The 25358-nt window shown below is 72.1% G+C and carries 24 protein-coding genes, 1 tRNA gene, 1 rRNA gene and 1 riboswitch; of the genes, 11 read left to right on the forward strand and 15 right to left on the reverse strand.

Annotated elements, in window-relative coordinates:
• Nucleotides 1-44 precede the first annotated feature (44 nt).
• The 4 genes from BMZ30_RS10885 to BMZ30_RS10900 all read left to right on the forward strand — a co-directional run bounded on the left by BMZ30_RS10885 (nucleotide 45) and on the right by BMZ30_RS10900 (nucleotide 4504).
• Nucleotides 45-839 carry an exodeoxyribonuclease III gene (locus BMZ30_RS10885; RefSeq protein WP_093378489.1) on the forward strand — a complete coding sequence of 265 codons (795 nt, stop codon included), beginning with the start codon at nucleotides 45-47 and terminating at the stop codon, nucleotides 837-839.
• 112 nt (nucleotides 840-951) lie between these two features.
• The gene (locus BMZ30_RS13780) at nucleotides 952-1662 is read left to right on the forward strand and encodes a hypothetical protein (protein WP_093378491.1); all 711 of its coding nucleotides are present in this window, start codon (nucleotides 952-954) and stop codon (nucleotides 1660-1662) included.
• An 85-nt stretch (nucleotides 1663-1747) separates the two neighbouring features.
• Nucleotides 1748-1897: riboswitch (cyclic di-AMP (ydaO/yuaA leader) on the forward strand.
• Between the two features lie 2 nt (nucleotides 1898-1899).
• Nucleotides 1900-2685 (forward strand): C40 family peptidase, encoded by a 786-nt coding sequence (locus BMZ30_RS10895; protein ID WP_093378494.1) that lies wholly within the window; start codon nucleotides 1900-1902, stop codon nucleotides 2683-2685.
• A gap of 187 nt (nucleotides 2686-2872) precedes the next feature.
• Complete coding sequence (locus BMZ30_RS10900; RefSeq protein ID WP_093378496.1) at nucleotides 2873-4504, forward strand: methyl-accepting chemotaxis protein; 1632 nt, start codon at nucleotides 2873-2875, stop codon at nucleotides 4502-4504.
• A gap of 43 nt (nucleotides 4505-4547) precedes the next feature.
• Here the strand turns inward: BMZ30_RS10900 and BMZ30_RS10905 are convergent, their stop codons facing one another.
• The gene (locus BMZ30_RS10905; protein WP_143073186.1) at nucleotides 4548-5807 is read right to left on the reverse strand and encodes an MFS transporter; all 1260 of its coding nucleotides are present in this window, start codon (nucleotides 5805-5807) and stop codon (nucleotides 4548-4550) included.
• A gap of 83 nt (nucleotides 5808-5890) precedes the next feature.
• A complete protein-coding gene (clpB, locus tag BMZ30_RS10910; RefSeq protein ID WP_093378501.1) occupies nucleotides 5891-8500 on the reverse strand; it encodes an ATP-dependent chaperone ClpB in 2610 nt (869 codons plus the stop codon).
• A 164-nt stretch (nucleotides 8501-8664) separates the two neighbouring features.
• Here clpB and BMZ30_RS10915 point away from each other — a divergent pair, with 164 nt between their 5' ends.
• Nucleotides 8665-8931: an Rv0909 family putative TA system antitoxin gene (locus tag BMZ30_RS10915; protein WP_093378504.1), complete on the forward strand. Its 267-nt coding sequence runs from the start codon at nucleotides 8665-8667 to the stop codon at nucleotides 8929-8931.
• A 94-nt stretch (nucleotides 8932-9025) separates the two neighbouring features.
• Nucleotides 9026-10000 carry an alpha/beta hydrolase gene (locus BMZ30_RS10920; protein WP_093378674.1) on the forward strand — a complete coding sequence of 325 codons (975 nt, stop codon included), beginning with the start codon at nucleotides 9026-9028 and terminating at the stop codon, nucleotides 9998-10000.
• A 30-nt stretch (nucleotides 10001-10030) separates the two neighbouring features.
• Here BMZ30_RS10920 and mnhG read toward each other — a convergent pair whose 3' ends face one another.
• From mnhG to dcd, 8 genes are all read right to left on the reverse strand, one after another.
• Nucleotides 10031-10450: a monovalent cation/H(+) antiporter subunit G gene (gene mnhG / locus BMZ30_RS10925; protein ID WP_093378506.1), complete on the reverse strand. Its 420-nt coding sequence runs from the start codon at nucleotides 10448-10450 to the stop codon at nucleotides 10031-10033.
• The gene (locus tag BMZ30_RS10930) at nucleotides 10450-10872 is read right to left on the reverse strand and encodes an MrpF/PhaF family protein (RefSeq protein ID WP_093378509.1); all 423 of its coding nucleotides are present in this window, start codon (nucleotides 10870-10872) and stop codon (nucleotides 10450-10452) included. Before BMZ30_RS10930 ends, mnhG begins: the two co-directional genes overlap by 1 nt.
• Nucleotides 10869-11438, reverse strand: coding sequence for a Na+/H+ antiporter subunit E (locus tag BMZ30_RS10935; protein ID WP_093378511.1), 570 nt, complete (start codon nucleotides 11436-11438; stop codon nucleotides 10869-10871). The genes BMZ30_RS10930 and BMZ30_RS10935 overlap by 4 nt, the downstream gene beginning before the upstream one ends.
• Nucleotides 11435-13012: a Na+/H+ antiporter subunit D gene (locus BMZ30_RS10940; RefSeq protein WP_093378514.1), complete on the reverse strand. Its 1578-nt coding sequence runs from the start codon at nucleotides 13010-13012 to the stop codon at nucleotides 11435-11437. The genes BMZ30_RS10935 and BMZ30_RS10940 overlap by 4 nt, the downstream gene beginning before the upstream one ends.
• Nucleotides 13009-13482, reverse strand: a complete 474-nt coding sequence (locus BMZ30_RS10945; RefSeq protein WP_229828686.1) for a Na(+)/H(+) antiporter subunit C — start codon at nucleotides 13480-13482, stop codon at nucleotides 13009-13011. The genes BMZ30_RS10940 and BMZ30_RS10945 overlap by 4 nt, the downstream gene beginning before the upstream one ends.
• Nucleotides 13479-16538, reverse strand: a complete 3060-nt coding sequence (locus tag BMZ30_RS10950) for a Na+/H+ antiporter subunit A (RefSeq protein WP_093378516.1) — start codon at nucleotides 16536-16538, stop codon at nucleotides 13479-13481. Before BMZ30_RS10950 ends, BMZ30_RS10945 begins: the two co-directional genes overlap by 4 nt.
• A gap of 110 nt (nucleotides 16539-16648) precedes the next feature.
• Complete coding sequence (locus tag BMZ30_RS10955) at nucleotides 16649-17650, reverse strand: hypothetical protein (RefSeq protein WP_244887041.1); 1002 nt, start codon at nucleotides 17648-17650, stop codon at nucleotides 16649-16651.
• A 1-nt stretch (nucleotide 17651) separates the two neighbouring features.
• Nucleotides 17652-18227, reverse strand: a complete 576-nt coding sequence (dcd, locus tag BMZ30_RS10960) for a dCTP deaminase (RefSeq protein ID WP_093378518.1) — start codon at nucleotides 18225-18227, stop codon at nucleotides 17652-17654.
• Nucleotides 18228-18288: 61 nt separating this feature from the next.
• Here dcd and BMZ30_RS10965 point away from each other — a divergent pair.
• A tRNA-Gly gene (locus tag BMZ30_RS10965) sits at nucleotides 18289-18362 on the forward strand.
• Nucleotides 18363-18416: 54 nt separating this feature from the next.
• Here BMZ30_RS10965 and BMZ30_RS10970 read toward each other — a convergent pair.
• Nucleotides 18417-19028 (reverse strand): class I SAM-dependent methyltransferase, encoded by a 612-nt coding sequence (locus tag BMZ30_RS10970; protein WP_093378683.1) that lies wholly within the window; start codon nucleotides 19026-19028, stop codon nucleotides 18417-18419.
• A 131-nt stretch (nucleotides 19029-19159) separates the two neighbouring features.
• Between BMZ30_RS10970 and BMZ30_RS10975 the strand changes: the two genes are divergently transcribed.
• The gene (locus tag BMZ30_RS10975) at nucleotides 19160-19648 is read left to right on the forward strand and encodes a DUF4395 domain-containing protein (RefSeq protein ID WP_093378520.1); all 489 of its coding nucleotides are present in this window, start codon (nucleotides 19160-19162) and stop codon (nucleotides 19646-19648) included.
• Nucleotides 19649-19652: 4 nt separating this feature from the next.
• Here BMZ30_RS10975 and BMZ30_RS10980 read toward each other — a convergent pair whose 3' ends face one another.
• A complete protein-coding gene (locus BMZ30_RS10980; protein ID WP_093378523.1) occupies nucleotides 19653-20462 on the reverse strand; it encodes a hypothetical protein in 810 nt (269 codons plus the stop codon).
• 95 nt (nucleotides 20463-20557) lie between these two features.
• Here BMZ30_RS10980 and BMZ30_RS10985 point away from each other — a divergent pair, with 95 nt between their 5' ends.
• Nucleotides 20558-21160, forward strand: coding sequence for a TetR/AcrR family transcriptional regulator (locus tag BMZ30_RS10985; protein WP_093378525.1), 603 nt, complete (start codon nucleotides 20558-20560; stop codon nucleotides 21158-21160).
• A gap of 5 nt (nucleotides 21161-21165) precedes the next feature.
• Here BMZ30_RS10985 and BMZ30_RS10990 read toward each other — a convergent pair whose 3' ends face one another.
• Both BMZ30_RS10990 and BMZ30_RS10995 read right to left on the reverse strand, forming a co-directional pair.
• Entirely contained in the window at nucleotides 21166-21441 is a 276-nt protein-coding gene (locus tag BMZ30_RS10990; protein ID WP_093378528.1) for a DUF6458 family protein, read from the reverse strand.
• A gap of 115 nt (nucleotides 21442-21556) precedes the next feature.
• Nucleotides 21557-23509: a bifunctional copper resistance protein CopD/cytochrome c oxidase assembly protein gene (locus BMZ30_RS10995; protein WP_229828678.1), complete on the reverse strand. Its 1953-nt coding sequence runs from the start codon at nucleotides 23507-23509 to the stop codon at nucleotides 21557-21559.
• Between the two features lie 134 nt (nucleotides 23510-23643).
• On the opposite strand from BMZ30_RS10995, the gene BMZ30_RS11000 reads away from it, so the two are divergent.
• Both BMZ30_RS11000 and BMZ30_RS11005 read left to right on the forward strand, forming a co-directional pair.
• The gene (locus BMZ30_RS11000) at nucleotides 23644-24282 is read left to right on the forward strand and encodes an NAD(P)-dependent oxidoreductase (RefSeq protein ID WP_093378533.1); all 639 of its coding nucleotides are present in this window, start codon (nucleotides 23644-23646) and stop codon (nucleotides 24280-24282) included.
• A 15-nt stretch (nucleotides 24283-24297) separates the two neighbouring features.
• Nucleotides 24298-24984 (forward strand): DNA alkylation repair protein, encoded by a 687-nt coding sequence (locus tag BMZ30_RS11005; protein WP_219810216.1) that lies wholly within the window; start codon nucleotides 24298-24300, stop codon nucleotides 24982-24984.
• Nucleotides 24985-25098: 114 nt separating this feature from the next.
• On the opposite strand, the gene rrf is transcribed toward BMZ30_RS11005, so the two are convergent.
• Nucleotides 25099-25215 (reverse strand): 5S ribosomal RNA (rrf, locus tag BMZ30_RS11010).
• Nucleotides 25216-25358 lie beyond the last annotated feature (143 nt).

The following is a 25358-nucleotide window of genomic DNA, read 5'->3' on the forward strand; positions in this document are numbered from 1 at the left end:
CCCTAGGCGTGCGGGCCGGGACACCCCAGCGATAGCCTTCCCCCATGCGCCTGGCCACCTGGAACATCAACTCGATCCGTGCCCGTGCCGACCGCGCCCTGGCGTTCCTCGAGCGGGAGGACATCGACGTCCTCGCGCTGCAGGAGACCAAGTGCAAGGACGCGCAGTTCCCGCGGGAGGCCTTCGAGGCCGCCGGGTACGAGATCGCGACCTTCGGCCTGAGCCAGTGGAACGGCGTGGCGATCCTCTCCCGCGTCGGCCTGGCCGACGTCGAGGCGGGTTTCCCCGGTCAGCCCGAGTTTGGCGACCCCGCAGTCGTGGAGGCCCGCGCCATCGGCGCGACGTGCGCCGGCGTGCGCGTCTGGTCGCTCTACGTCCCGCACGGCCGCGCCCTGGACAATCCGCACTATGCCTACAAGCTCGCGTGGCTCGAGCAGCTGCGCAGCAACGCGGAGGCCTGGGTCACGGCTGACCCGGCCGCCCAGGTCGCGCTGGTCGGGGACTGGAACGTAGCGCCGCAGGACGAGGACGTGTGGGACCTGTCGCTCTTCGAGGGCGCGACGCACGTGAGCGCGCCCGAGCGGGCCGCGTTCGCCTCCTTCGCGCAGGCGGGCTTCACCGAGGTGTCACGGGTGTTCGTGCCCGAGGAGCGCAAGTACACGTACTGGGACTACCAGCAGCTGCGGTTCCCCAAGAACCAGGGGATGCGGATCGACTTCGCGTACACGTCACCGGCACTCACGCCCCGGGTCGCCGGAGTGACGATCGACCGGGACGAGCGCAAGGGCAAGGGCGCGTCCGACCACGTGCCCGTGATCGTGGAGATCGCGGAGGCCTGAGACGCAGAGCGACCGCGCACCGCCGGAGCGGGGCGCGGTCGCAGCAGGGGCCGGAGCTGGGGCTCAGCCGGCCGAGCGCGCGGACGGAGCCGACTTCGCCGAGGCGGCGCTCTTGGCGGAGCGCGGGCTCGGCGCGGACTTCGCGGACGCGACGCTCTTCGCGGTACGGGGGCTCGGCGCGGACTTCGCGGAGCGCGGCGACGGCGCCGACTTCACCGACCTCGGGGTAGGCGCGGACTTGACGGACTGCGGAGTCGGGGCGCTGACCGCCGACGCGGGGGTCTGGACGGAGACCGGGCTCGCCGGGGTGACGACCGTCTTCGTCGACACGGGCGAGGGCGCGCTGACGGTCGTGGAGGTCGACGCCACGGTCACCGTCGTCGTCGTGCTCGGCAGGGCGGTCGCCGTCGGCGACGCGCTGGGTTCCGACGCCACCGTGGTCGCCGCCGCGTCGGATCCAGCGCCCAGGACGACCGCGCCCGAAGCGGGGGTCGTCGACGGCGCGTCGTCTGCGAGCGCCGTGCCGAACGCTGCTCCCGCGCCGACCGCTCCGAGCACTCCGCTGACGATCCAGGTACGCGACTTCATGATGATTCTCCTCCAGGTCCGGGCTGTTCTCCCGAGAGTCTCGGCCACGCGCGTGAGGACGGCAGGAGAAGTACGTGAGCGTTCTCTCATGCGTGGCGCGCGCCGGGGGCACGGGCTAGGGCGGGGTGTGGGCCACGTCACGCCTATCACATCCACAGGTGGCAGTCCTCTCATCTACGTGGCGGCGCCGCGCGAGAGTTGTGAAGAATTCGTGAGGGACGTTATCTCGTCGTGACATTTGGGAAGTTGACCGCTTAACGTCGCTGGGTCGGTAGCGCTCGCTCCCGGCCACGACTCCTGGAACGCCGAGCGCTGCCGCCTGGAGATCGTGACCCAGAACCACACGGCAGCGGCGGGGGACCCACCAACCGGTCGCGCACGTGACGACCTTGGGGTGAAGCCGGAACTCTCCGGCCGGGTCCACCTCGACCCGAACCCGACAGCTCACCTCGTAGGCGTCCTGAGGTCACCCATGCTCAAGGCACTCTCCCCTGCCCGGAACCGGCGCAGCATCAGTCTCGCCGCGGTCGCCGCTCTCGGCGCCTCGCTCTTCCTCGCAGCCCCCACCGCCAGCGCCAGCACCGGCGCTGCTGCCTCCACCGCCGCGCCCACCGCGGCGGCCCAGGCTCCCACGAGCGGGAGCAAGCTCGTCGTCCGCACCTCGAAGCGGACCTACGTCCAGGGCAAGAAGGGCACGCGCATCGTCGTGAAGGTCCGTGCAGGTGGCCGTGCGGCGACCGGCAAGGTACGCGTCTACGCCGGCAAGAAGTCGCTCAAGACGAAGACCCTCCGTAACGGCAAGACCGCGATCCGGCTGCCCAAGAACCTCAAGGCCAAGCGCCACACGATCACCGTGCGGTACTTCCCCCGCGGCGCCGTGAAGGCCGCTCCCGCGACCAAGAAGTTCCAGGTGCGCGTCAAGGACCGCCGCGCCACGGTCGTGCGCATCGCCAAGAAGTTCGTGGGCTCCAAGTACCGCATCGGCGGCTCGAGCCCGCGCACGGGCTTCGACTGCTCCGGGTTCACGAGCTACGTGTACGGCAAGGCCGGCAAGAGGCTCCCCAAGAGCTCGAGCGCCCAGCGCCACGTCGGCAAGGTCATCTCCCGCTCGAAGGCCAAGCCCGGCGACCTCATCTGGTCCCCCGGCCACGTCGCCATCTACCTCGGTGGGAACAAGCAGATCGACTCGCCGCGTCCGGGCAAGTCCATCAAGGTGCGCTCCATCTGGCAGCACAACCCGACCTTCATCCGGGTCTGACGCCTGACACGTCGCCCCATCACCGGCACCAGCGCGACGGGACCCTGTCCGCGGACAGGGTCCCGTCGCGCTGTGTCGGCATCGGATCTCTCGCGATTCGGCTCGGACGGCCGATAGGACAGGCGCGCACCCGCCGCGCCTGTCGCGCGGCACGTGTGCCCGGAACACACCGCCCCGAGGAGAGATCATGACCACGACCACCACTGCGCGCCGCACGGGACGCAGCCTGACCGCGCGATTCCGCGACGCGGGAATCCGCACGAAGGTGCTCGCGCTCGTCGCGCTGGCCGTCGCTGTGATCGTCGGCCTCGGATCCTTCGCCACCGTCTCTCTGACGTCGATGCGCTCGGACGCGCAGAAGATGGCCAACAGCGCGAGCGACATGAACGGAAGCCTCTCCGTGCTCACGGACGCCGTGTGGAACATGCGCGTCCTCGCGGTCAAGATCGGTGGCGTCCCGCAGACGGAGCGCCCGGCGATCGCCCAGGAGATCGAGGCGGCGGTCGGCGCGGTCAGCGTCGCGGGCGAGACGTTCACGGCGGCGTACCAGGCTGCCACGGGCACGCCCTCGGCGCGCCTCACCGACCTCGTCGGTGAGTTCGAGACGTACGTCGGGCTCGTCACCCAGGAGGTCGTGCCCGCCGCCGTGTCCGGTGACACGGCAGCCTACGAGGCTGTCACCGACGAGCAGGGCGCTGCAGGCGCGGCGCTGATCGCCGGCCTCGGCGAGGTCGGCGGCGAGGTCGGGGCAGCGACCAAGGCGATCGCGGCCGACGCGGCCAGCAACGCCAACCAGACCATCACCCTGACCCTCGTCGCGATCGTCGTGGCCGCGGTCCTCACGGTGATCGTCGGGCTCGCCATCGCGCGGATGATCGTCCGCCCCATCCTCGAGGTCAAGGCCGCACTCGACTCCCTCGCGGGCGGTGACCTCACGCGCCGCGTGGACGTCGTCTCCGCGGACGAGGTCGGACAGATGGCGCGCGCGCTCACGAGCGCGCAGGAGTCGCTCGCGGCGACGCTGTCCGGCGTCGTCGAGACCGCCCAGACGGTCGCGGCCGCGTCCGAGGAGCTCGCCGCCTCCAACTCGCAGGTGGCGTCCGGCTCCGAGGAGACCAGCGCCCAGGCGGGCGTGGTCGCGGCTGCCGCAGAGCAGGTCTCGCGCAACGTCCAGACTGTCGCGGCCGGTGCCGAGCAGATGGGCGCGTCGATCCGCGAGATCGCCCAGAACGCCCAGGAGGCGGCGAGCGTCGCGCGCGCCGCGACGTCCACGGCCTCCGAGACCGAGGTCACGGTCACCCGCCTGGGCGCCTCGAGCCAGGAGATCGGCAACGTCGTCAAGGCGATCACCGGGATCGCCGAGCAGACCAACCTCCTCGCCCTCAACGCGACCATCGAGGCCGCACGTGCCGGCGAGGCCGGCAAGGGCTTCGCGGTCGTCGCCTCCGAGGTCAAGGACCTCGCGCAGGAGACTGCACGCGCGACGGAGGACATCGCGCGCCGGGTGGAGGCGATCCAGGGCGACACGACCTCCGCCGTCGCGGCGATCGGTCGGATCTCCGAGGTGATCGCGTCGATCAACGACTACCAGCTCACGATCGCGTCCGCGGTCGAGGAGCAGACGGCGACGACCAACGAGATGTCGCGTTCGGTCACCGAGGCGGCGACCGGGTCGTCCGAGATCGCGTCGAACATCACGGGCGTCGCGCAGGCCGCGTCGACCAGCTCAGAGGTCGTGGGCCAGATGGGCGACGCCGTCGCGGACCTCGCGCGCATGTCCGCGGACCTGCGACAGAAGGTCTCCACCTTCACGTTCTGAGGCGGCGGGTGGGTGCGCACCGCCATCGGTGCGCACCCGTGCGTCAGCTCGCCCGTGCCCGTCCGGTCCGGGTCAGCGCACCCGCGCCCAGCAGCACGAGCGCCATCGCGAGGGGGACGACGAACGCGACACCGGCCGCCCGGTCCGCGACGACTCCGCCGAGGACCGCGCCTGCCGCGACGCCCACCACGTTCGCGCTGATCAGCAACGTCATCGCAGTGCTGCCGTCGCGCGGGTCGACCCCGCGGCTGCCGAGCGAGAATAGGGTCACGAGCGTCGGGCCCACGAATAGCCCCGTCACCACGAGCGCGAGCGCGAGCGGGCCCAGCGAGCCCGTGAGCACCGAGAGACCCGAGCCTGCGGCCATGCCAGACGCACCGACCAGCCAGCGCGCCCGCATGCCGAACGCGTCGGGCAGCAGCACGACCGCGAGCGCGGTGACGGCGGACCCGATGCCCATGAGTGCGTAGAGCAGCCCGGCGAGGCCGGGGCGGCCCGCACCGGTCGCCGCCGCCGTCACTGCCGCCTGGGTGCCGCCGAAGAATCCGCCGACGGCGAGCATCCCCACGACGGGACCGGCGACCGCGCGCGCGACCTGCGCCATGCCCGCGGCGCGCGCGGTGCTCGCCGACCCGGCGCGGGACGGTGCAGCGGAGGCCGTCGGGTGCAGCGCGACGGCGACACCGAGGACCGCCACCATCGCGGCGGCCACGCCCAGCCCCACCGCCGGGTGCGCGACGCTGGCCAGGACCCCGACGAGCGCGGGGCCGAGGACGAACGTGACCTCGTCGGCCGTGCTCTCGTAGGCCATCGCGGTGCGCAGCGAGCCCGGCCGCCCGCCCGTGAGGCCCATCCAGCGGACGCGCACGAACGCCGCCACCTGCGGCGAGGAGGCGCCAGCGACGACGCACACCGTCAGGAGCTCGGCCAGCGAGCGGTCGCCCAGCGCGGCGAGCACCACGAGCACGAGCGCGACGGCGTGCACGGGCGCCGCGACGAGGAGGACGACCCGCTGGCCGAGGCGGTCGGCGAGCCGCCCCTGCAGCGGACCGACGACGGCGGTGCCCACCGAGCAGGCCGCCGTGGCCAGGCCGGCCCGGGCGACGGAACCGCTCGTGGACGTGACGAGCAGCATCACGCCGATGACCGTCATGGAGAAGGGCAGCCGCGCGAGGAAGGCGAGCGGCAGGAACCACCGGCCAGCGAGCTGCGGCAGGATCCGGTAACCGCTCGCGGTGGCCCGCGGTGCTACCGGGGCGGCCTCAGGGGCGCGGTCGAGGGTGGACTGGGTGGTGCGGGACATCCGGGTGGCCTCCAGCGGTGCGCCGCCCACCCAGTTTTCTCAGCGCACACCTGTTGTCCCGTACCGCCCAGCCTACCGCCGCCTCACGGACGTGGGGCGGCGTGGACCGTGAGCCCTTCGTCACCCTCACCGCGGTCGACCACCACCGTGTCGCCGTCGACGACCGAGCCGTCGAGCAGCGCCCGCGCCAGCCGGTCACCGATCTCGCGCTGCACCACGCGCCGCAGCGGGCGCGCGCCGTAGGCCGGGTCGTAGCCGGCGAATGCGAGCCAGTCCCGGGCCTCGGGCGTCACGTCGAGGGTGAGGCGACGGTCGACGAGCCGAGACGCGAGCGAGTGCACCTGGAGCTCGACGATCCGACCCAGGTCCTCGAGGTTCAGCGGGTCGAACACCACGATGTCGTCGAGGCGGTTCAGCAGCTCCGGCTTGAAGTGCGCCCGCACGGCGCTCATGACGACCTCGTGCCGCGCGGTGTCGTCGAGCGTCGGGTCGACCAGCGCGTGGGACCCCAGGTTGGACGTCAGGACCAGGATCGTGGAACGGAAGTCGACCGTCCGGCCCTGGCCGTCGGTGAGGCGACCGTCGTCGAGCACCTGCAGCAGCACGTCGAAGACCTCGGGGTGCGCCTTCTCGACCTCGTCGAGCAGCACCACCGAGTACGGCCGACGTCGCACGGCCTCGGTGAGCTGGCCGCCCTCCTCGTACCCCACGTACCCGGGGGGCGCCCCCACGAGGCGCGCGACCGAGTGCTTCTCGCCGTACTCGGACATGTCGATCCGCACCATGGCTCGCTCGTCGTCGAACAGGAAGTCCGCGAGCGACTTCGCGAGCTCGGTCTTGCCGACGCCGGTGGGGCCGAGGAACAGGAACGAGCCGGTCGGCCGGTCAGGGTCCGAGACCCCCGCCCGGGCCCGGCGCACCGCGTCGGAGACTGCGGCGACGGCGCGCTGCTGGCCGATCAGACGGCCGCCGATCAGGTCCTCCATGCTCAGCAGCTTGGCGCTCTCGCCCTGCAGGAGCCGCCCGGCCGGGATGCCGGTCCAGGCCGCGACGACCTCGGCGATCTCAGCGGCGTCGACCTTCTCGCCGACCAACCGGCCGGGATCGTCGTCGGACACCGGGGTGACCTCCGCCTCCTCCGCCTGGGCGAGCTCACGCTCGACCGTGGGGATCTCCCCGTACCGGATGCGGGACGCGGTCTCGAGGTCACCCTCGCGCACGGCGCGCTCCTGCTGGGAGCTCAGCTCGTCGAGCTTCTTGCGCAGCTCTCCGACGCGGTTGAAGCCGCCCTTCTCCCGCTCCCACCGGGCGTTGAGACCGGCGAGCTCCTCGCGGCGGTCTGCCAGCTGCGCGCGCAGCTCGGCGAGGCGCTGCACCGAGGCGGGGTCGTCGGCCTTGGACAGGGCGAGCTCCTCCATCTCGAGCCGCTTCACGGCGCGCTCGAGGGTGTCGATCTCGACGGGCGAGGAGTCCATCTCCATCCGCAGGCGCGAGGCGGCCTCGTCGACGAGGTCGATCGCCTTGTCGGGGAGCTGGCGCCCGGAGATGTAGCGGTGCGAGAGCGTCGCGGCCGCCACGAGCGCGCTGTCCGAGATGGTCACTCGGTGGTGCGCCTCGTAGCGGGACTTCAGGCCGCGGAGGATCGCCACGGTGTCCTCCACGCTGGGCTCGCCGACGAACACCTGCTGGAACCGGCGCTCGAGGGCAGGGTCCTTCTCGATGTGCTCGCGATACTCGTCGAGCGTCGTGGCACCGACCATGCGGAGCTCACCGCGCGCGAGCATGGGCTTGAGCATGTTGCCGGCGTCCATCGACGAGTCCCCACCGGAGGCTCCCGCGCCGACGACGGTGTGCAGCTCGTCGATGAAGGTCACGACCTCGCCGTCCGAACCCTTGATCTCCTCGAGGACGGCCTTGAGCCGCTCCTCGAACTCGCCGCGGTACTTCGCGCCGGCGACCATGGCGGACAGGTCGAGCGAGATCAGCCGCTTGCCGCGCAGAGACTCGGGCACGTCGCCATCGACGATCCGCTGGGCGAGGCCCTCGACGACGGCGGTCTTGCCGACGCCGGGCTCCCCGATCAGCACCGGGTTGTTCTTGGTGCGCCGCGACAGCACCTGGACCACGCGGCGGATCTCGGAGTCGCGCCCGATCACGGGGTCGAGGCGCCCCTCGCGGGCGGCCTCCGTGAGGTCGACGCCGTACTGGGTGAGGGCCTTGTAGGTGCCCTCGGGGTTGGGCGAGGTCACGCGGGCGGTGCCGCGCACGCGCGGGAGCGCCGCACGCAACGCCTCCGGGGTGGCGCCGCCGCGGCGCAGCACCTCGGCGGCCGGGCTCGGCGTCGCGGCCGTGGCGAGCAGGAGGTGCTCGGCGGAGATGTACTCGTCGCCGAGGTCGGCGGCCTCCTTCCGCGCCGCGGCGAGGAGCTGGTCGAAGGCCCTGCTGGTGCCCGGCTCGCCCACGGCGCTGCCGGACGCCGAGGGGAGGGCGACGAACGCGGCGCGCGCGGCCCGGCCAAGCTCGTGACGGTCGGCGCCGACCGCGTCGAGCAGCCCGGTGGCCACGCCACCCTCCTGCTCGAGCAGCGCGCCGAGCAGGTGCACGGGCTCGATGCTCGGGTTGCCCGCCGCACCCGCGGACTGCACGGCGCTCTGCAGCGCCTCGTGGGACTTCGTCGTGAGCTTCATGTCCATGGGTTCCTCCTGGCGTAACAACGTCCTGCTCGGCCCAACGGCGTCAACCTTGAGTCTATTCCGCTCAACTCTGTATCGCAGGGAACATCGTCGTCGTTCCAGATGCGCAGCGCAGACCGCCGGGGGAACCTGGGGGCACACGGACCGACCGAAGGAGACACGTCATGGGCATCGACGACCTGCGCAAGAAGGCCACCGGCTACCTCAACAGCGACAAGGGCGAGCAGGCGACGGACGCCGCGCTCGATCGCGCCGCCAGCCTGGTCGACGCCGGGACCGGGCGCAAGCACACCGACAAGATCACGCGCGGACGCGACACGCTCGACGAGAAGATCGGCACCGACGCCGCGCGCAAGGTCGAGTCGAGCGGCAGCACGCGCGCCGACACCGAGGACACGACCGGCACGGACACGCACCCGCCCGTGCCCTGATCCCTCGCCGCGGCCGTGCGGCCGCTGCCTGCTGGCCCCGTCCCAGCCCCTCTGGCAGGATCGTCGCCAGACGACGACCAAGGGGATGGCGACGATGAGTGCTGCACGAGAACGACGACGCGCATGGGAGCCCGACATCCTCGCCGGGCCCTGGGAAGCGCGATCGATCCCGCTCGGGTCGGACGCCGAGGGGCCGCTCGACGCGGTCCTCGTACGGGCTGGGGCTCCCGCGAGCACGCGCGCGGTCCTGTACCTGCACGGGTTCGTCGACTACTTCTTCCAGACCGCGATGGCCCAGAGCTTCATCGACGCCGGGTACGACTTCTACGCGCTCGACCTGCGCAAGCACGGGCGGGCGCTCCGTCCGGGCCAGACGCCCAACTACGTCACCGAGCTCGCCGACTACGCGACCGAGCTCGACGAGGCCGAGCACATCATCCGGGTCGAGGACGAGCACACGGAGCTCGTCGTGCTCGGCCACTCCACCGGGGGCCTCGTCGCAAGCCTCTGGGCGCATGCCCGCCCCGGCCGCGTCACCGCCCTGGTGCTCAACTCCCCGTGGCTGGACCTCAACGAGTCCTGGTTCCACCGCGTCCTGCTGACGCCGGTCGTCGCGGCCTTCTCGCGCGTCTCGCCACGGACCGTCGTCGGCGGCCTCGCCGAGCACTACGGCCGCGCCCTGCACCGGGAGAGCGGCGGCGAGTGGGACTACGACCTCACGTGGAAGCCGCACGCGGGCTTCCCGGTCCGCGCGGCGTGGTTCAGCGCGGTGCGCCGTGGGCACGCCCGCGTCGCACGCGGCCTCGACATCGCCTGCCCGGTCCTCGTGTGCACGTCTGACGCCACGGGCGACAACCACGCGGCGCACGCCGCTGTGCTCTCGACCGACTCGGTCCTGTCCGTCGAGCAGATCCACGCCCGCGCCCCCAGGCTCGGCCGCGATGTCACGGTGGTCGAGGTCCCGGGCGGGGCCCACGACCTCGCGCTCTCACCCGAGCCGGCGCGCACGCAGTACCTCAACCTCGTGCACCACTGGCTGGAGCGCCGTAGCGCGACGCGCAGCCGCTGACCGTCCGACGGGCTGCGCCGGCGCCGCTCGTCAGCCCTGCTCGTCCGATCGCTCGGGGTCCTGCGCCGCCAACGCCGTGAGCTCGCTGCGGTGCTCGAAGATGCCCGCGGCGTCGAGGTCGGAGGTGAGGTCGTCGAGCACCAGGTCGTCCGTGCGCACCTTGCCCGTGCGGTAGCCCGCCCGGCCGACCATGTGCGCGGCCACCGGTGACGTGAGCATCTGGAAGAGCACCACGAGGACGATCACCACGAAGACCGCGACCGTGCGCAGCCGGAGCTCGAGACCGAGGAGCATCAGCATGAGCCCGAGCACCTGCGGCTTGGTCCCCGCGTGCATCCGCGCGAGCAGCTCCGGGAACCGCAGGACGCCAACGCCTGCGGCGAGCGACAGGAACGCGCCCGCCAGGAAGCAAACCGCGGCCAGCACGTCGAGCACGGAATCGAGGGTCATCAGCGCACCGCCCCGTCCGCGCCGCCGCCGTGGTGCTCGGACTCCTCGGCCGAGGCGCGCGTGCGCTCGGGCGTGTTCTCGAGCTCCAGGGCGCGCGCCTGCGCCTCCTCCTGGCGCGCCACCTCGAGCGCGGCCTCCTCCCGGGTGAGGATGCGACCCGCGTCCTCCGGCTCGACGGCCGCGAACCGCGCGATCGTCACCGAGCTGACGAAGCCCACCATCGAGAGCACCACGATGATCGGCAGCGTGTCGGTGCGCCGGTGCCAGCCCGCCTCGAGCGCGAGGGCGCCGACGAGCGTGGCGGTGAGGACGTCGAGCGCGACCGTGCGGTCGAGCATGGTCGGGCCGCGCTCCACCCGGACCAGGGCGAGCACGGCGCCGGTGAAGAGGAACGCCCCGGCGACGATCACGGCGTAGATCATGCGGATGCCTCCTGCCGCGGGTGGCGGGCCAGACCGGCCCGGGCGAGCTCGTCGTCGGACGCCATGGCGCGCAGGACGCGCGCCTCGAGGTCGAGCGTGTGCTGGCGCACCTTGTCGGCACCGCCGTGCGCCTCGAGGTCGAGGACGTGCAGGTAGAGCATGCCGGTGAGGCGGTGCGCCTCGATCACGAGCGACCCGGGGACGAGCGAGCTCAGCTCGGCGGTGATGGTCAGGTAGAGGTCCGCGGGGTTGCGCAGCTTGACCCCGATGACCGCGCCGCGCGGCGTGAACCGCGGGTTGAGCGCCTGCCCCGCGACCTGGAACGACGCCACGGTGAGCTCGGACAAGAAGTACCCGGCGAGCACCAGGAACGGCCACGGGCGCACGCGCACGCGGAACCCGATCGCGGGCAGGGGGAACGCGTACGTCACGACGAAGCCCACGACGACACCCGCGAGGACGTTGCCGACCGTGAGGTCGCCCCAGAGGAGCGTCCAGACGACCGCGAGCCACAGGGCGGTCGGCCACTGCCGGAAGAAGCCGCGCCGGCGGGGGTGCAGGGTCATGGCGCCTCCTCCCCCTCGACGTCGACGTCGTCGGCCGCGCCCTCGTCCACCACGTCGTTGGACTCACCCTGACCGCGCAGGCCGTCGGGCAGGACCGCGCCCACGTACTCCGCCCGGTTGATCAGCGTCGACGCAGCACGTTCCGCGTAGGAGTACAGGGGTCCCGCGAGCACGGTGAGCGAGAGACCGACGGCCACGAGAGCCGCCGTCGGGCCGACCATGCCGCGCGGCAGGCGCATCGGCTGGATCTCCTCCGGCGGGGTCTGCCAGAACGCCTTGTTCCAGGCCTTGACGATCGCGTACAGGGTGAGGATCGACGTCAGGAGGCTGCCCACGACCAGGGTGATCGCGAGCGGTGTGCCGACCGCGACGCCGCTCTGCAGGAGGCCGACCTTCCCGAGGAAGCCAGACATCGGCGGGATTCCTGCGAGGTTCATCGCGGGGATGAAGAACAGGATCGCGAGCCCGGGTGCGATCTTCGCGAGCCCGCCCAGCTTGTCGAGCGACGTCGTCCCGCCCTGGCGTTCCATGAGCCCGACCACGAGGAACAGGGTGGTCTGCACGGTGATGTGGTGCGCCACGTAGAAGATGGCGGCCGCCATGCCAGCCTCGGTCCCGAGCGAGATGCCGAAGATCATGTACCCGATGTGGCTGACGAGCGTGAACGAGAGCAGACGTTTGATGTCGTGCTGCGCGACCGCGCCGAGGATGCCGATCACCATGGTCAGCAGCGCCGCCCACATGAGCAGGCCGTTGATCTGCCCGTCGGGGAAGATCAGGGACTGCGTGCGGATGATCGCGTAGACGCCGACCTTCGTCAGCAGGCCCGCGAAGACCGCCGTCACCGGTGCCGGCGCCGTCGGGTAGGAGTCGGGCAGCCACGCGGACAGCGGGAAGATCGCGGCCTTGATCGCGAAGGCGAGCGTGAGCAGGATCTCCAGGCTCATCCGCACGCCGGGGTCGATGTCGGCCATCCGGTTGGCGAGCTGGGCCAGGTTGACCGTGCCTGCCGCCGCGTAGATGAGCGCGATCGAGACGAGGAACAGCACCGACGACACGAGCGCGACGACGACGTAGATCGTCCCCGCCCGGATGCGCTCGCCGGTCCCCCCGAGCGTCAGCAGCACGTACGACGCCGCGAGGAGGATCTCGAAGCCGACGTACAAGTTGAACAGGTCGCCGGTGAGGAAGGCGTTGGAGACGCCAGCCGCCAGGACGAGGTAGGTGGGGTGGTAGATCGCGAGCGGGGCGGCGTCGTCCCCGTCGGCGACACCCTGGGCGAGCGAGTAGATCAGGACGCACAGCAGTACGGCGCTCGAGACCGTGACCATGAGCGCGGACAAGCGGTCCGCGACCAGGTCGATCCCGACCGGTGCCGCCCATCCTCCGATGTCGATCACCACGGGCCCGTTGTCCGCCGCGAACAGCAGGACTACACCGATCGCGAGCATGAGGCTCAGCACCGTGACGCTGATGATGCGCTGGACCTGCGCGTGGCGCCACATCGCGAGGGCAAGACCGGCCCCGAGCAGCGGCAGCATCACCGGCAGCGGGACGAGCAGCGCCGGCGTCACCGGGCCTCCTCCGTCGTCTCGTCGCGGGTGTCGGCGGCGTCGTCGTCGAGCGTGCCCTCAGGCTCGTCGGAGTCGGAGTCCGTGTAGGTGGGGGCGTTCACCGCGGCCTTACGGGCGATCCGGCGGTCCTCGAGGTCGTCCTGCACCTCGTCGTGGCCGTTAAGCTGCCACGAGCGGTAGGCCATCGACAGCACGAACGCCGCGATGCCGAGCGTGATGACGATCGCGGTCAGGACCATCGCCTGCGGCAGCGGGTCGCTCATCTCCGACGGATCGGTGCTCCCGACGATCGGGGCGCGTCCCGCGTTGCCGCCGGCCACCAGGAACAGCAGGTTAGCGCCGTTGCTGATGATCAGCACGCCGAGCAGGACGCGGGACAGGCTGCGCTCCAGCAGCAGGTACACGCCCGCGGCGAAGAGCACGCCGATGACGACGACGAGGACGATGTTCGGGCTCATGTCGAAGCTCATGCCGCGCCCCCGTCCTGGGTCGAGGAGTGCCCCGTCGTCGACGCCTGCGCGGCGCCGTAGCCCCCGTCGGACAGCAGCGTGTCGCCGGTGCGTCCGCCACCCTCGCCGTCGTCGCCGCGGTCCGCGTGGCGGTCGACCTCCGCCCCGAGCGAGCGCAGGATGTCGAGGACCAGGCCGATCACCACCAGGTAGACGCCGATGTCGAAGAAGAGCGAGGTGACGAGCTTGACGTGCCCGAAGAGCGGGACGTCGGTCTCGACGATGAAGCTCTGCAGCGGCTCGCCCCCGAAGGCGAGCGGGATGAGGCCGACGCCGACGCTGAGGAAGAGTCCGGCACCGAGCAGGAGCCCGGGGTGCACGGGGGCTGCCTCGCCGAGCTCGTACCGCCCGCCCGCGAGGTAGCGGATGATGATCGCGATGCCGGTCACGAGGCCGGCCGCGAAGCCGCCGCCGGGTGCGTTGTGCCCCGAGAACAGCAGGAACATCGCGAGCACGATCATCGAGTGGAACAGCAGGCGCGTCGCGACCTCGAACACCACGGACCGGCGCTGCGGCGCGAGCGTCCGTCCCGCGGCCAGCCACACGCGCGACCGCGTGGCCCGCTCGAGGATCTCGGAGCGGGCGCGCTCGTCCGTGCGGGCCGAGTCCGGCAGCAGACCCAGCGCGGCGTTGACGCGCACCAGCTCGTTGGGGTCTGCGTCGTCGGGGTCGGGCGCCCGGAGGATCGCGCCGCTGCGCATCCGCAGGAAGACCAGGCTCGCGACGCCGGTCGCGGCGACGAGCAGCACGGAGATCTCGCCCATCGTGTCCCAGGCGCGCATGTCGACGAGCGTGACGTTGACGATGTTCTTGCCGCCGCCGTAGACGTAGGCCTCGTCGGGAAAGTCCACCGAGACGGGCGTGGCCGAGCGCAGGCCGGGCGCGACGAGCGCGAACGCGGCCATCGTGACCCCGACAGCGACGCCGATCGCCAGGCGCAGGTACCGGCTGCCAGCCAGCGGGCGGTTGGAGAAGTAGGCCGGCAGGCGGCGCAGGACGAGGACGAACACCACGAGCGTGATGGTCTCGACGAGGACCTGGGTCAGGGCGAGGTCGGGGGCGCCGTGGATCATGAACAGCACGGCGACGCCGTAGCCGCTGACCCCCACGAGCAGGACCGCCTTGAGGCGGCGGCGGGCGCGGGCGGCGAGGACGGCCGAGACCACGACCACGATGCCCGCGAGCGCCTGCACCGGGCTGTCCCACAGCCGCACCTCGCCGGGCCCGACGCCCGACAGCAGCAACGTGCCGCCCGAGAGCACCACGGTCGTCAGCAGGATCACGCCGAGGTAGAAGGGCAGGGAACCACGCTGGGTGAGGGCGGTGACGTCGGCGGCGATCTCGTCGAGCAGCCGCATCGACCGGCGGTACACCCGGTCGGCCTCGACGCCGCGAGGGATGCGGTGCTGCAGCCGCTCGACCGGCTTGCGCCACCAGAACAGCGCGATCCCGGAGCCGACGACGACGACGGTGAGCCAGAAGGCGGGACCCGCGCCGCCCCAGAGCGTGAGGTGACCGTCCTCGCCCGGGTACAGGGCCGCGTGCGGCGCGAGGAGGTCCTCCCCCAGGTGCGGGACGAGCGCGGAGGCGAGGCCCAGCACCGCGAGGATGAGCGGCGGCCAGACCATGAGCCGGGACTGACGGTGGATCTGCGCCGGGTCGATGGGGCACGCGTCGGGGTCGGTCGCCGCCGTGAGGTCCGTCGCAGACTTGGTCCAGAACGCCCCCCACCAGAACCGCAGCCCGTACGCGAAGGTCAGCGCGGAGCCCCCCACGACCGCGACGATCACGTAGGTGGACACCCACGCCGGGAGGTTGCCCGCGCCGTCGTGCACGAGAGACTCGAGCGCTGCTTCCTTGGCGACGTAGCCCGCGAGCGGCGGCAGGCCGATCATCGAGGCGGTGGCGAGCGCGCCGGCGAGCGCGGTGACAGGCAGGGCGCGCCCCACGCCCGTGAGACGGCGCAGGTCACGGGTGCCGGTGGCCGCGTCCACGATGCCGGTGACCAGGAACAGCGAGGCCTTGAACATGGCGTGGGCGCCGAGCATCGCGAGCCCGGCGAGCGCGGCGCTGCGCGTCCCCAGGCCGACGAGCAGGATGATCAGCCCGAGCTGCGACACGGTGCCGAACGCGAGCACGAGCTTGAGGTCCTGCTGCCGCAGCGCGCGGTAGCCACCGAGCAGCAGCGTGCCGGTGCCGAGCGCCACGACCAGGCCCTGCCACACGGCGTGCTCGCCGAACGCGGGCGCGAACCGCGCGACCAGGTAGACGCCGGCCTTCACCATCGCGGCGGCGTGCAGGTACGCGCTCACGGGCGTCGGGGCCGCCATCGCCGCGGGGAGCCAGAAGTGGAACGGGATCAGGGCGGCCTTGGTCGCAGCGCCGACGAGCAGGCAGACGATGGCCACGGTCGCGGCGGTGCCCCCGGGCGGCGCAGCCACGACCTCGGACATCCGGTACGTCCCGGCCGCCTCGCCGAGGACGACCACACCACCGAGCATCACGAGGCCGCCCATGGTGGTGACGATGATCGCCTGCATGGCGGCACGCCGGCTCGCCTTGCGGTCGGCATAGTGGCCGATCAGGAGGTAGGAGAAGACGGTCGTGAGCTCCCAGAACACGAACAGGAGCAGCAGGTCGTCGCTGACGACGAGGCCCACCATCGCACCGGCGAACCCGACGAGCACCGCACCGAACCGCCGCTGGCCGGACGCCGCGGCCGAGAAGTACGCCGAGCAGTAGACGAGCACGAGCGCACCGACACCGCCGACGATCAGCATCATCAGCCAGGCGAGCGTATCCATGCGGAAGGCCAGCTCGAGCTGCAGCGCGGGGATCCACTCGACGACGGCGGTGGGGTGGTCACCGCGCATCACGGCAGCCGTGTGGGCAGCGGCGTAGACCGCGGCCGACGCCGGCGCGAGCGCGAGCAGCAGGTAGCCCCGGCGGCCCAGCACGCCCATGACGGTGGGCGCGACGATCGCCAGCACCAGATGGGCGAGGAGCACTGCCAGCACGTCCGGCTCCGTCCTGTGGTGGGCGGGTGGTCGGTCACCCCCAGGGCAGGCGTCGGCTGGGCACCAGGCGAACCGCGGGTTGCCCGAATGTTATCAAGGGTGCCTGGGTGCTACAGGTCGGAGCGGGCCACCAGGAACTCGCTCTGATCAGCGATCTCACCGCCGACGACGTCGTGCAGCGCCCCTGTGAGCTTCGCCACGGAGATGGCCGCCCGCCCCCGAGCGATCCGGTGCGCGGTGGGCGGACGCTCCTCCTCGAGCTCGGTGAAGTCGTCGGGAACCCAGCGCACGCGGTAGGCGATGGCACCGCCGTCGGCCCAGGGGAGGCCGCGCAGGGAGACCGGCAGCAGCTCCTCACCGGCGATCTCGACGACCACGAGACCGTCGAGCCCGAGCGGCAGGTGCAGCGCATAGCCGCTGAGCGCCTCGGGCGACGTGAGCGCGGCGATGTCGACGTCGTCGGCGGCGGCGTGCAGCTCGGCGGCATCGGCGGCGTCGAGGTCTGCCGGCGACACCAGGTGCGCGGGCGGTCCGGCCCAGTCCTCACCACCGGGCGCATACACCGTGCGGGCGTCGACGTGGCGCGCCACGGCGAGCGCCGCCTCCGGCTCGAGCCAGACGTCCGAGTACACGGTGAGGTCGATCTGCGCGTCGGGGTCGGGCGTGACGACGACGCCGTCGAGCACCGCGGTCCCGGCCAGCCGGCGCGCGGCGGCGACGAGCCACCGCACCACGCGGTCCTCCTCGCGCACGGGAAGCCCGGCGGGGAAGGCCCGGCCGAGGCCGTCCCGGTCGCCGCCGCCAGGGAAGGGCGGCTCCCCCCGCTCGCGCGGGCACGACACCACGAAGACGCTGCCCCCGCGGCCGCCGTTGGACGCATAGGGACCGCGCAGGGCGGTGTGGCGCGAGGTGCGCAGCAGGCCCGGCTCGAGCACCCCGTCCCGCCCGGGCGTCGGCGGCACCTCCCAGCGGGTGGTCGGGAACCGGCTGAGCGCGAGGAGCTCGACCTCCTCCGCCTCGACCTCCGCGCCCACGACGAGCAGGTGGCGCGACTGTCGCATGCCCGGACCGGCGGGCGCCTGGGCGGGCAGCGGCCGCAGGGTCACCGGCACCTCACACCTCGCTGCGGTGGAAGCCCTGCCACGAGCGCGACGCCGTCGGACCGCGCTGGCCCTGGTAGCGGGAACCGTACTGGGCGCTGCCGTACGGGTGCTCGGCCGGGCTCGACAGGCGGAAGAAGCACAGCTGGCCGATCTTCATGCCGGGCCACAGCATGATCGGCAGGGTGGCGACGTTGCTCAGCTCGAGGGTGACGTGCCCGTCGAAGCCAGGGTCGATGAACCCCGCGGTGGAGTGTGTGAGCAGGCCGAGGCGCCCGAGCGACGACTTGCCCTCGAGGCGCGCCGCGACGTCGTCGGGCAGCCCGACCGTCTCGAACGTCGAGCCCAGCACGAACTCGCCGGGGTGCAGCACGAACGCCTCGCCCGGCGCGGTCTCCACGAGGCGGGTGAGCTCGGGCTGGTCGGCCGCGGGGTCGATCACGGGATAGCGGTGGTTGTCGAAGAGCCGGAAGAACCGGTCGAGCCGGACGTCGATGCTCGACGGCTGGATCATCGTGGGGTCGTACGGGTCCAGACGGACGCGGCCGGAGGCGAGCTCGTCGCGGATGTCGCGGTCGGAGAGAAGCACGGTGCCACCGTAGCGCCAGGTTGGGTATGATCGTCCACGAACCGCTCGCGGTTCACCCCATGCGGATGTAGTTCAATGGTAGAACTTCAGCTTCCCAAGCTGATAGCGCGGGTTCGATTCCCGTCATCCGCTCCACATCGAGGGGCCGCCGTCCGGCGGCCCCTCGAGTCGTCTGGGGCCACTGCCACCTCAGACGGCGCGCAGCACCGCCACGAGGAAGTCCGAGTCTGCCTCGAACGGGCGCAGGTCCCACGTCGAGAGCAGGACGTCGGTGGCGAGCCCAACACGCTGGGCGTCGTCGAGCAGCTCGCGGAACTCCACCCCGCGTCCCGCCCCGAGGCCGATGACCGCGCGTCCCCCCGGGACGAGGTGCGCGCGCATCCCCGCGAGCGCGTCGCCGAGCGTCCCGGGCGCGAGGAACGTCAGGACGTTGCCCGCGCAGACGATCACGTCGAACGGGTCGGCGATCCCGGCCGCGGGAAGGTCCAGGGCAGACAGGTCGCCCACGAGCCACGTCGCGCTCGGGTGGTCCTGCTGCGCCACCGAGATCAGGTACGGGTCGATGTCGACGCCCACGACGGTGTGCCCGCGCCGCGCGAGCTCGCCGCCCACGCGGCCCGGACCGCTGCCCGCGTCGAGGATGCGCGCGCCGCGCCCAGCGAGCGCGTCGATCATCCGCGCCTCACCATCGAGGTCCTGCCCGGCGGCGGCCATCTGGCGGAACCGGTCGGCGTACCAGACGGAGTGCTCGGGGTTGCGCTCGGTCATCTCTTCCCAGCGGCTGCGGGGACGCTCGCTCATGGGTGCCTCTCGGGTGGGTGCGGGACCGCGTGCGCGGCTCGCGACCATCGTGGCACGGGCGGACCGACCACCTGCTGGGACCCTCGGCGGCCGGTTCGTCGCGATCGGGGCCGGCGACGGATGATGCGTGCATGCGCACGTTCTTCTCCTTCCCCAACCCGGTCAACGAGCTCGCGGCCCGCACGGTCGCCGCCGGCGTCGTCGTGCTCGCGCTCACGGCCGCCGTGACGCTCTGGACCCCCGTGGTCGTGGTGCTCGCCGCCGGGTTCGTGGGCCGGCTCCTCGCGGGGCCCCGGCTGTCGCCGCTGGGCTGGGTGGCACAACGCGTCATCGCGCCGCGGCTCGGCCCCGCGCGCCTCGTGCCGGGACCGCCCAAGCGGTTCGCGCAGGGGATCGGCGCGACGCTCACCGTCGCCGCCACGGTCGCGCTGCTGCTCGACGCACCCGCGGTGACGCTCGTCCTGCTCGGCGTCCTCGTCATCGCCGCCTCGCTCGAGGCGTTCGCGGGCTTCTGCCTGGGCTGCTGGATGTTCGGGCGGCTCCAGGCGGTCGGGCTCGTGCCTGCGTCGGTGTGCGAGGCGTGCAACGACATCCGGCTGCGACGCACCGCGACGGTCTGAGGCGTCACCGCTGGGCGCGACGCTCCAGCTCGGCGGTCGTGACGATCAGACCGTCGGCGTCGGTCGCCTCACCCGCGACCGACTCGAGCAGCCGGAGCGCGATCCTCGCGACGACCGGCACGAGCCGCTCCCGGGCGATCGCGTCGAGGGACGTGGCACCGTGGTGCTCGCCGTCGTCCGCCTCTCCCGTGGGCGAGACCCAACGGAACCGGTGCTCGACGCCGCCCGGCACCGTGCGGACGTCGACCAGCACGCTGCCGTCGTAGCTCGAGGGGACCTCCAGGAGGTAGCCGACCTCGTCGGACCCAACCAGCACCGCCCTCGGGGTCACCCCGCGGACGAGCCTCAGCGACTCCTCCGCCGAGAGCGTCCGCGCGGACGACACCCGCAGGTTGACGCAGGCGCCCATCCCTGGACGCGTGATCGCGCCGTCGGCGAGGACAGCGCCGCCGGTGTGGCGCGCGACGGCGTGCAACCATCCCAGGGTCTGCGGCGTCGGGGCATGCAGGGCGTGCACCTGCCACGCGTGAGGCAGCGCGAAGCGCGCGGCGTCGGGTTCCCCGAGGGGCGTCGGGCCGACGAGCGTGGTCCCGGAGCCCAGCTCGAGCTCTCCCGTCACCGTGGTCGGCGTGACGCCAGCCCCGCGGAACCGGGCGCCCGTCAGCGGGCGCCCGAGCGCCGCCAGGTCGTCGGCGGACCTCGGCGCAGTCACCCACCGGGCCTCCGGGAACCAGGATCGCGCCAGCCCGAGGATGTCCGTCGACGGCGGCACGACGACGCACGTCAGGTCGTCGCGTCCCTCACCTGTGGTCACGGCATCGGACCCTGGTGGGGCCTTGGGTCGCCGCTGTTGCGAGCGCAACACCGGCGCGTGTCATCGGACGTGACATCTGATGGCAAGATGTCACTATGCCCAAGATCATCGGAGGTTCGCTGGCCGAGCACCGGCAGCAGACGCGCCTCCGGCTGTTCGCCGCCCTCTCTGCCCTGATGGCCGACCGCGGATTCGACGCCATCACGCTCGCCGAGATCGCCCAGCGGGCGGGGATCGGCCGCACTGCGGTGTACAACCACTTCCCCGACAAGGAGTCGCTGCTCGTCGGGTTCATCAACCACGAGACCAGCGAGTACGTGGCGACACTCGAGGCGGACCTGCGCGACGTCGCCGATCCCGTCGAACAACTGCGCACCTACGTCCGCGCGCAGATGCGCCTCAAGCGCGTCTTTCACCTGGCTCCCGGACCCGACCTGCGCACCGTGCTCTCGCGCGGCACCCAGCGCCAGCTCCGCGAGCACGTCGTCATGATCGAGTCGATCCTGCGCCGCATCATCGAGGCGGGTATCGAGTCCGGCGTGCTCCCCCCGCAGGACCTCACGGTGACCGTGAGCCTCGTCAACGCCTGCCTGTCCGGCCGCAACCTCAGCGAGGACGAGGCTGGTCGCGCGGACGCCGTCCGCGCGACCGAAGCCTTCGTCCTGCGCGCCGTGGGCGCACAGCCCGACGCGGCGTAGACCCGTCAGACGACGGGCGGGTCCTCGCGGCGGACCGTCGTCTGCTGCGTGGTCGTGGAGCCCGACGGCGGCAGGCCGTCGTCGCGACGCTCCACCACGGTCCGGTGGCTCGTGTTGGAACGCTGCGCGTTCACGATCAACGCGATGATGAGCGCGAGGAGCCCAGCGCCGAGGCAGATGTAGCCGATCATCGTCAGGTCCACGTTGGCGATAGAGTCCTGCACCGCAAAGGCGAGGATCGCTCCGACCACGATGAGGAAGATTCCTAGACCGATTCCCATGTCCGCTCCTTCGTCCGTGGGCGAGGGGCCGCCCGTGGCCAGTGTTGCGGCCGATGGACGTTTCCGCACCTCGAACGCCTGCGGGCGGGTGCGGCAGCGGCTCGCAGGATGCTGGTCAGTCCCGCTCGGCCAGGCGGGCGAGCATCGCGTTGTAGTCGTCGAGCTCCGTGTCCCCCGACCGCTCGACCCGGCGGTCGCGGCGCGTCGCTGTGCGCTCGTCGTCCTTGGCCCAGCGCACCGCCACGACGATCGCGAGCAGCATCGTCGGGATCTCCCCGATGCCCCACGCGATCGAGCCGCCGAGCTGCTGGTCGACGATCGCCGAGTCGCCCCACGGACGGCCCAGCAGACCGAACCAGTCCGCCACCATGAGCGACTCGCTCGTGACGAGGGTGACCCCGAAGAACGCGTGGAAGGCCATCGTCGCGAACAGCAGCAGCAGCCGCTGGGGATAGCCCGGTCGCTGGGGTCCCGGGTCGATGCCGATGAGCGCGTTGGCGAAGAGGTACCCGGCGAGCGAGAAGTGCGCGATCATCGCGAGGTGACCCACGTGGGTCGTCAGCGAGAGCTCGAACAGGCCCGAGTAGTAGAAGACCATCATCGAGCCGGCGAAGTTCGCGGCAGCCACCCCGGGGTGGGCGAAGAACCTGCCCCAGCGGGAGTGCACGAGCACGAGCAGCCACTCGCGCGGCCCACGGGAGCCGTCCTTGCGCGCCGGCAGGGCGCGAAGCGCGAGCGTCACCGGCGCGGCCATGACGAGGAAGATCGGGATGACCATCGCCAGCACCATGTGCTGGACCATATGGGCGCTGAACAGCACGTGGCCGTAGACCGCGGGTCCGCCCGACGTGACCCACGCGAGGATCGCCATGCCGACGAGCCAGGACGCCGTGCGACCGCCCGACCAGCGGTCGCCCCGCGCGCGCAGGCGCAGGTGCCAGCGGACGTACACGAGCACCCCTGCGACGACGACGAGCAGCATCAGCACGTCGGGGCGCCACTCGGTGAACCAGGTCGCTCCGGTCTGCTCGGGAGGCAGCGGCTCCCCGGTGACCACCTGCGCGGGTGTCGGTGCCGCGGGCGCCTCGTCCGGGACGGGCGGTGAGGTGCCCGCAAGGGCGGCGGCGACGCCGGAGACGGCCCCCATCGCCGCGAGCTCGACCGCCGCCAACCGCCAGAACACCCAGCGCTGCTGGCCGTCGGCGGACGCGAGCCGGCGCGACAGGCCGCGCCGGTGCGCCCAGCCGAGAGCGCCCAGGAGGACCAGCAGCACGACCTTGGCGAGGACGAGCGCCCCGTACGCGGTCCCCAGGGCGTCGAGCGAGCCGACGCGAACCCAGGCGCTCACGAGACCGGACACGCCAACGACGACGTAGCACCACAGGGCGACCCGCGAGTAGCGCGCGACCACGACGGGCAGCGTGGCGGTCAGACCGCCGCGCACCCGGAGCACCGCGAGCACGACGAGCGGGCCGAGCCAGACCGCGGCGCCGGCGAGGTGCAAGAACATGGCCGAGACCGCGACGCGATGGTTGTCCGCTCCCGACGTGTGGCCCGTCAGCGAGACGAGCGCGAGGGCGACGGCCACGAGCCCGAGGAGCCAGGCCGAGCCCGTGGGCGTCTCCACGAGCAGCGTGAGCACCGTGACGACGGCGGCAACCACGACGACGGCGGCGAGCACCCGCCCGAGGGGAAGCCGCATGAAGCTGCCCAGCAGCTCCCCGACGTCGCCCTCGCCGAGGCGGGCGCCGAGGACATCGGCAAACACGACGAAGACGTCCATGAGCGCCACGAGCGTCCAGGCCCCAGCGGCCACGGCCGCCGTGGTGAGGGCGCGCGACCGGTCCTTGTCCGCAGGGAGCAAGAAGGCGGCGGCGAGGAGTCCGCCGACCGTGGTGGCGATGGCGAGGTTGCCGAGGACGCCCGTGACGGGGAGGAGCACCCGCACCGTCGCGCCAGCGTCCGCGATCGCGCTGGCCTCGAACACTCCACCGACGATCCCCGCCGCCAGGGTCGCGAGAAGCGCGACCAGGACGAGCGACGCGACGCCCCAGACCGGGGTGCGCACGCTGGGATGAGAGAGCCGGGCCACCGTGCCAGCCTAGGCCGTGCCGATGCGCCCCGGGCCCGCCGTCGGCGTAGGTTGGGTCACGTTGACGTTCGGCGTGCGCTCGCGCACGTCCTGAGTGAGAGGTGGCCGGGATGGCGCACATCGTGGTGTTCGGCGGGACCGGGTTTGCGGGACGGAACATCGTCCACGAGGCGGGGTCACGCGGCCACTCCGTGGTGGTCGTCTCACGGTCCCGCGTGATCGACGGCTCCCTCAAGGACGAGACGACCTACCGACAGGGCGACGTGGGTGATGCCGACCTCGTGGACGAGCTGGCGCGGGCAGCGGACGTCGTCGTCGTCGCCACGCCAGCGTCGGGCACGCCGCCGCTCGTGGAGGCGGTCCCCCACCTCCTCGCCGCCTGCGCAGAGCACGGCGCGCGCCTCGGGTTCGTCGGTGGCGCGGGCTCGCTGCGCGCGGGTGACGGCATGCTCCTCGAGCAGCCCGACTTCCCGGCTGACTATCTCCCGGAGGCGAGGGCGCACGCGGACGTCCTCGACGCGTTGCGCGCCGCTGACACCCCCGTCTCGTGGTTCTACCTGAGCCCGCCGCCGGTGTTCGGCGCGCAGGCACCGGGAAAGCCGACGGGCCACTATCGGCTGGGCAAGGACGAGCCGGTGGTCACCGACGACGGCGAGTCGACGATCTCCGGGGCGGACCTCGCGGTTGCGCTCGTGGACGAGATCGAGAAGGGCGCTCACCACCAGGCGCGCTTCACCGTGGGGTACTGAGCGGGCGGCCTGACCGTGACCGCAGCGCCACCCGGCCTGGAGGCAGTCCTTGCGCGCCTGGATGCGCTCGAGGACCCTGCGATCCGTGCGGTGAACGAACGGCACGGCGACGACCACGGCGTGAAGCTGGCCGGGCTCCGCGTGCTCGCCAAGGAGCTGAAGACGCAGCACGAGCTCGCGCGTGAGCTCTGGGACACCGGCGAGACGGCACCGCGCCTGCTCGCCCTGCTGGTGTGTCGGCCCCGCGCGTTCTCCGCCACCGAGCTCGACTCGATGATCCGCACGACGTCGGCGCCCAAGGTCCGGGACTGGCTGCTGAGCTACGTCGTGAAGAAGAGTCCCTCGGTCGAGGAGCTCAGGGTGGCCTGGATGGCTGACCCGGACCCGGCTGTCGAGGCGGCGGGGTGGGCGCTGACGTCCGAGCGCGTGGTGAAGAGCCCGGAGGGGTTGGCGCTGCCCACGCTGCTCGATGCGATCGAGGCGCGCATGCAGGACGCGCCCGAGCGTCTGCAGTGGGCGATGAACACCTGCTTGGCGCAGATCGGGATCCAGCATCCCGCCTTGCGGGTGCGGGCGCTCGAGATCGGCGAGCGTCTGCGCGTTCTCGAGGACTATCCGACCTCGCCGGGGTGCACGTCGCCCTATGCGCCCACCTGGATCGCAGAGATGGTGCGCCGGCAGGAGACCGCGGGCGACCGATAGGCCGGCCGTGCGATCAGCGCTGCGCATCCGGCTTCCGCGTGCTAGCTCTGGGGTGGTGCCTCCGGGTACGACGAAGGCCCACCCCGGTGTCGGGGTGGGCCTTCGTGAATGGGTGTTCGGCGGCGTCCTACTCTCCCACCCCGTCTCCAGGGCAGTACCATCGGCGCTGAGAGGCTTAGCTTCCGGGTTCGGAATGGAGCCGGGCGTTTCCCTCTCGCTATGACCGCCGTAACTCTATGGAGATGTCTGGGCCCGAGGGTGCCACCGGTCAAGGTGTGGCTCTCGGGTGCCCGTTCGTATCTCGGGAACCGCACAGTGGACGCGTAGCAAATATTGTTGTAGTCAAGTTGTCGGCCAATTAGTACCGGTCAGCT

This window comes from Flavimobilis marinus, from assembly GCF_900113055.1.
GTDB classification, from domain to species: Bacteria; Actinomycetota; Actinomycetes; order Actinomycetales; family Cellulomonadaceae; genus Flavimobilis; species Flavimobilis marinus.

Bases quoted from the DNA above. Each gene is read 5' to 3' on its own strand.
- BMZ30_RS10885 (WP_093378489.1), top strand. From the start codon at position 45: ATGCGCCTGGCCACCTGGAACATCAACTCGATCCGTGCCCGTGCCGAC.
- BMZ30_RS10895 (WP_093378494.1), top strand. From the start codon at position 1,900: ATGCTCAAGGCACTCTCCCCTGCCCGGAACCGGCGCAGCATCAGTCTC.
- BMZ30_RS10900 (WP_093378496.1), top strand. From the start codon at position 2,873: ATGACCACGACCACCACTGCGCGCCGCACGGGACGCAGCCTGACCGCG.
- BMZ30_RS10905 (WP_143073186.1), bottom strand. From the start codon at position 5,807: ATGTCCCGCACCACCCAGTCCACCCTCGACCGCGCCCCTGAGGCCGCC.
- clpB (WP_093378501.1), bottom strand. From the start codon at position 8,500: ATGGACATGAAGCTCACGACGAAGTCCCACGAGGCGCTGCAGAGCGCC.
- BMZ30_RS10915 (WP_093378504.1), top strand. From the start codon at position 8,665: ATGGGCATCGACGACCTGCGCAAGAAGGCCACCGGCTACCTCAACAGC.
- BMZ30_RS10920 (WP_093378674.1), top strand. From the start codon at position 9,026: ATGAGTGCTGCACGAGAACGACGACGCGCATGGGAGCCCGACATCCTC.
- mnhG (WP_093378506.1), bottom strand. From the start codon at position 10,450: ATGACCCTCGATTCCGTGCTCGACGTGCTGGCCGCGGTTTGCTTCCTG.
- BMZ30_RS10930 (WP_093378509.1), bottom strand. From the start codon at position 10,872: ATGATCTACGCCGTGATCGTCGCCGGGGCGTTCCTCTTCACCGGCGCC.
- BMZ30_RS10935 (WP_093378511.1), bottom strand. From the start codon at position 11,438: ATGACCCTGCACCCCCGCCGGCGCGGCTTCTTCCGGCAGTGGCCGACC.
- BMZ30_RS10945 (WP_229828686.1), bottom strand. From the start codon at position 13,482: ATGAGCTTCGACATGAGCCCGAACATCGTCCTCGTCGTCGTCATCGGC.
- BMZ30_RS10970 (WP_093378683.1), bottom strand. From the start codon at position 19,028: ATGAGCGAGCGTCCCCGCAGCCGCTGGGAAGAGATGACCGAGCGCAAC.
- BMZ30_RS10975 (WP_093378520.1), top strand. From the start codon at position 19,160: ATGCGCACGTTCTTCTCCTTCCCCAACCCGGTCAACGAGCTCGCGGCC.
- BMZ30_RS10985 (WP_093378525.1), top strand. From the start codon at position 20,558: ATGCCCAAGATCATCGGAGGTTCGCTGGCCGAGCACCGGCAGCAGACG.
- BMZ30_RS10990 (WP_093378528.1), bottom strand. From the start codon at position 21,441: ATGGGAATCGGTCTAGGAATCTTCCTCATCGTGGTCGGAGCGATCCTC.
- BMZ30_RS11000 (WP_093378533.1), top strand. From the start codon at position 23,644: ATGGCGCACATCGTGGTGTTCGGCGGGACCGGGTTTGCGGGACGGAAC.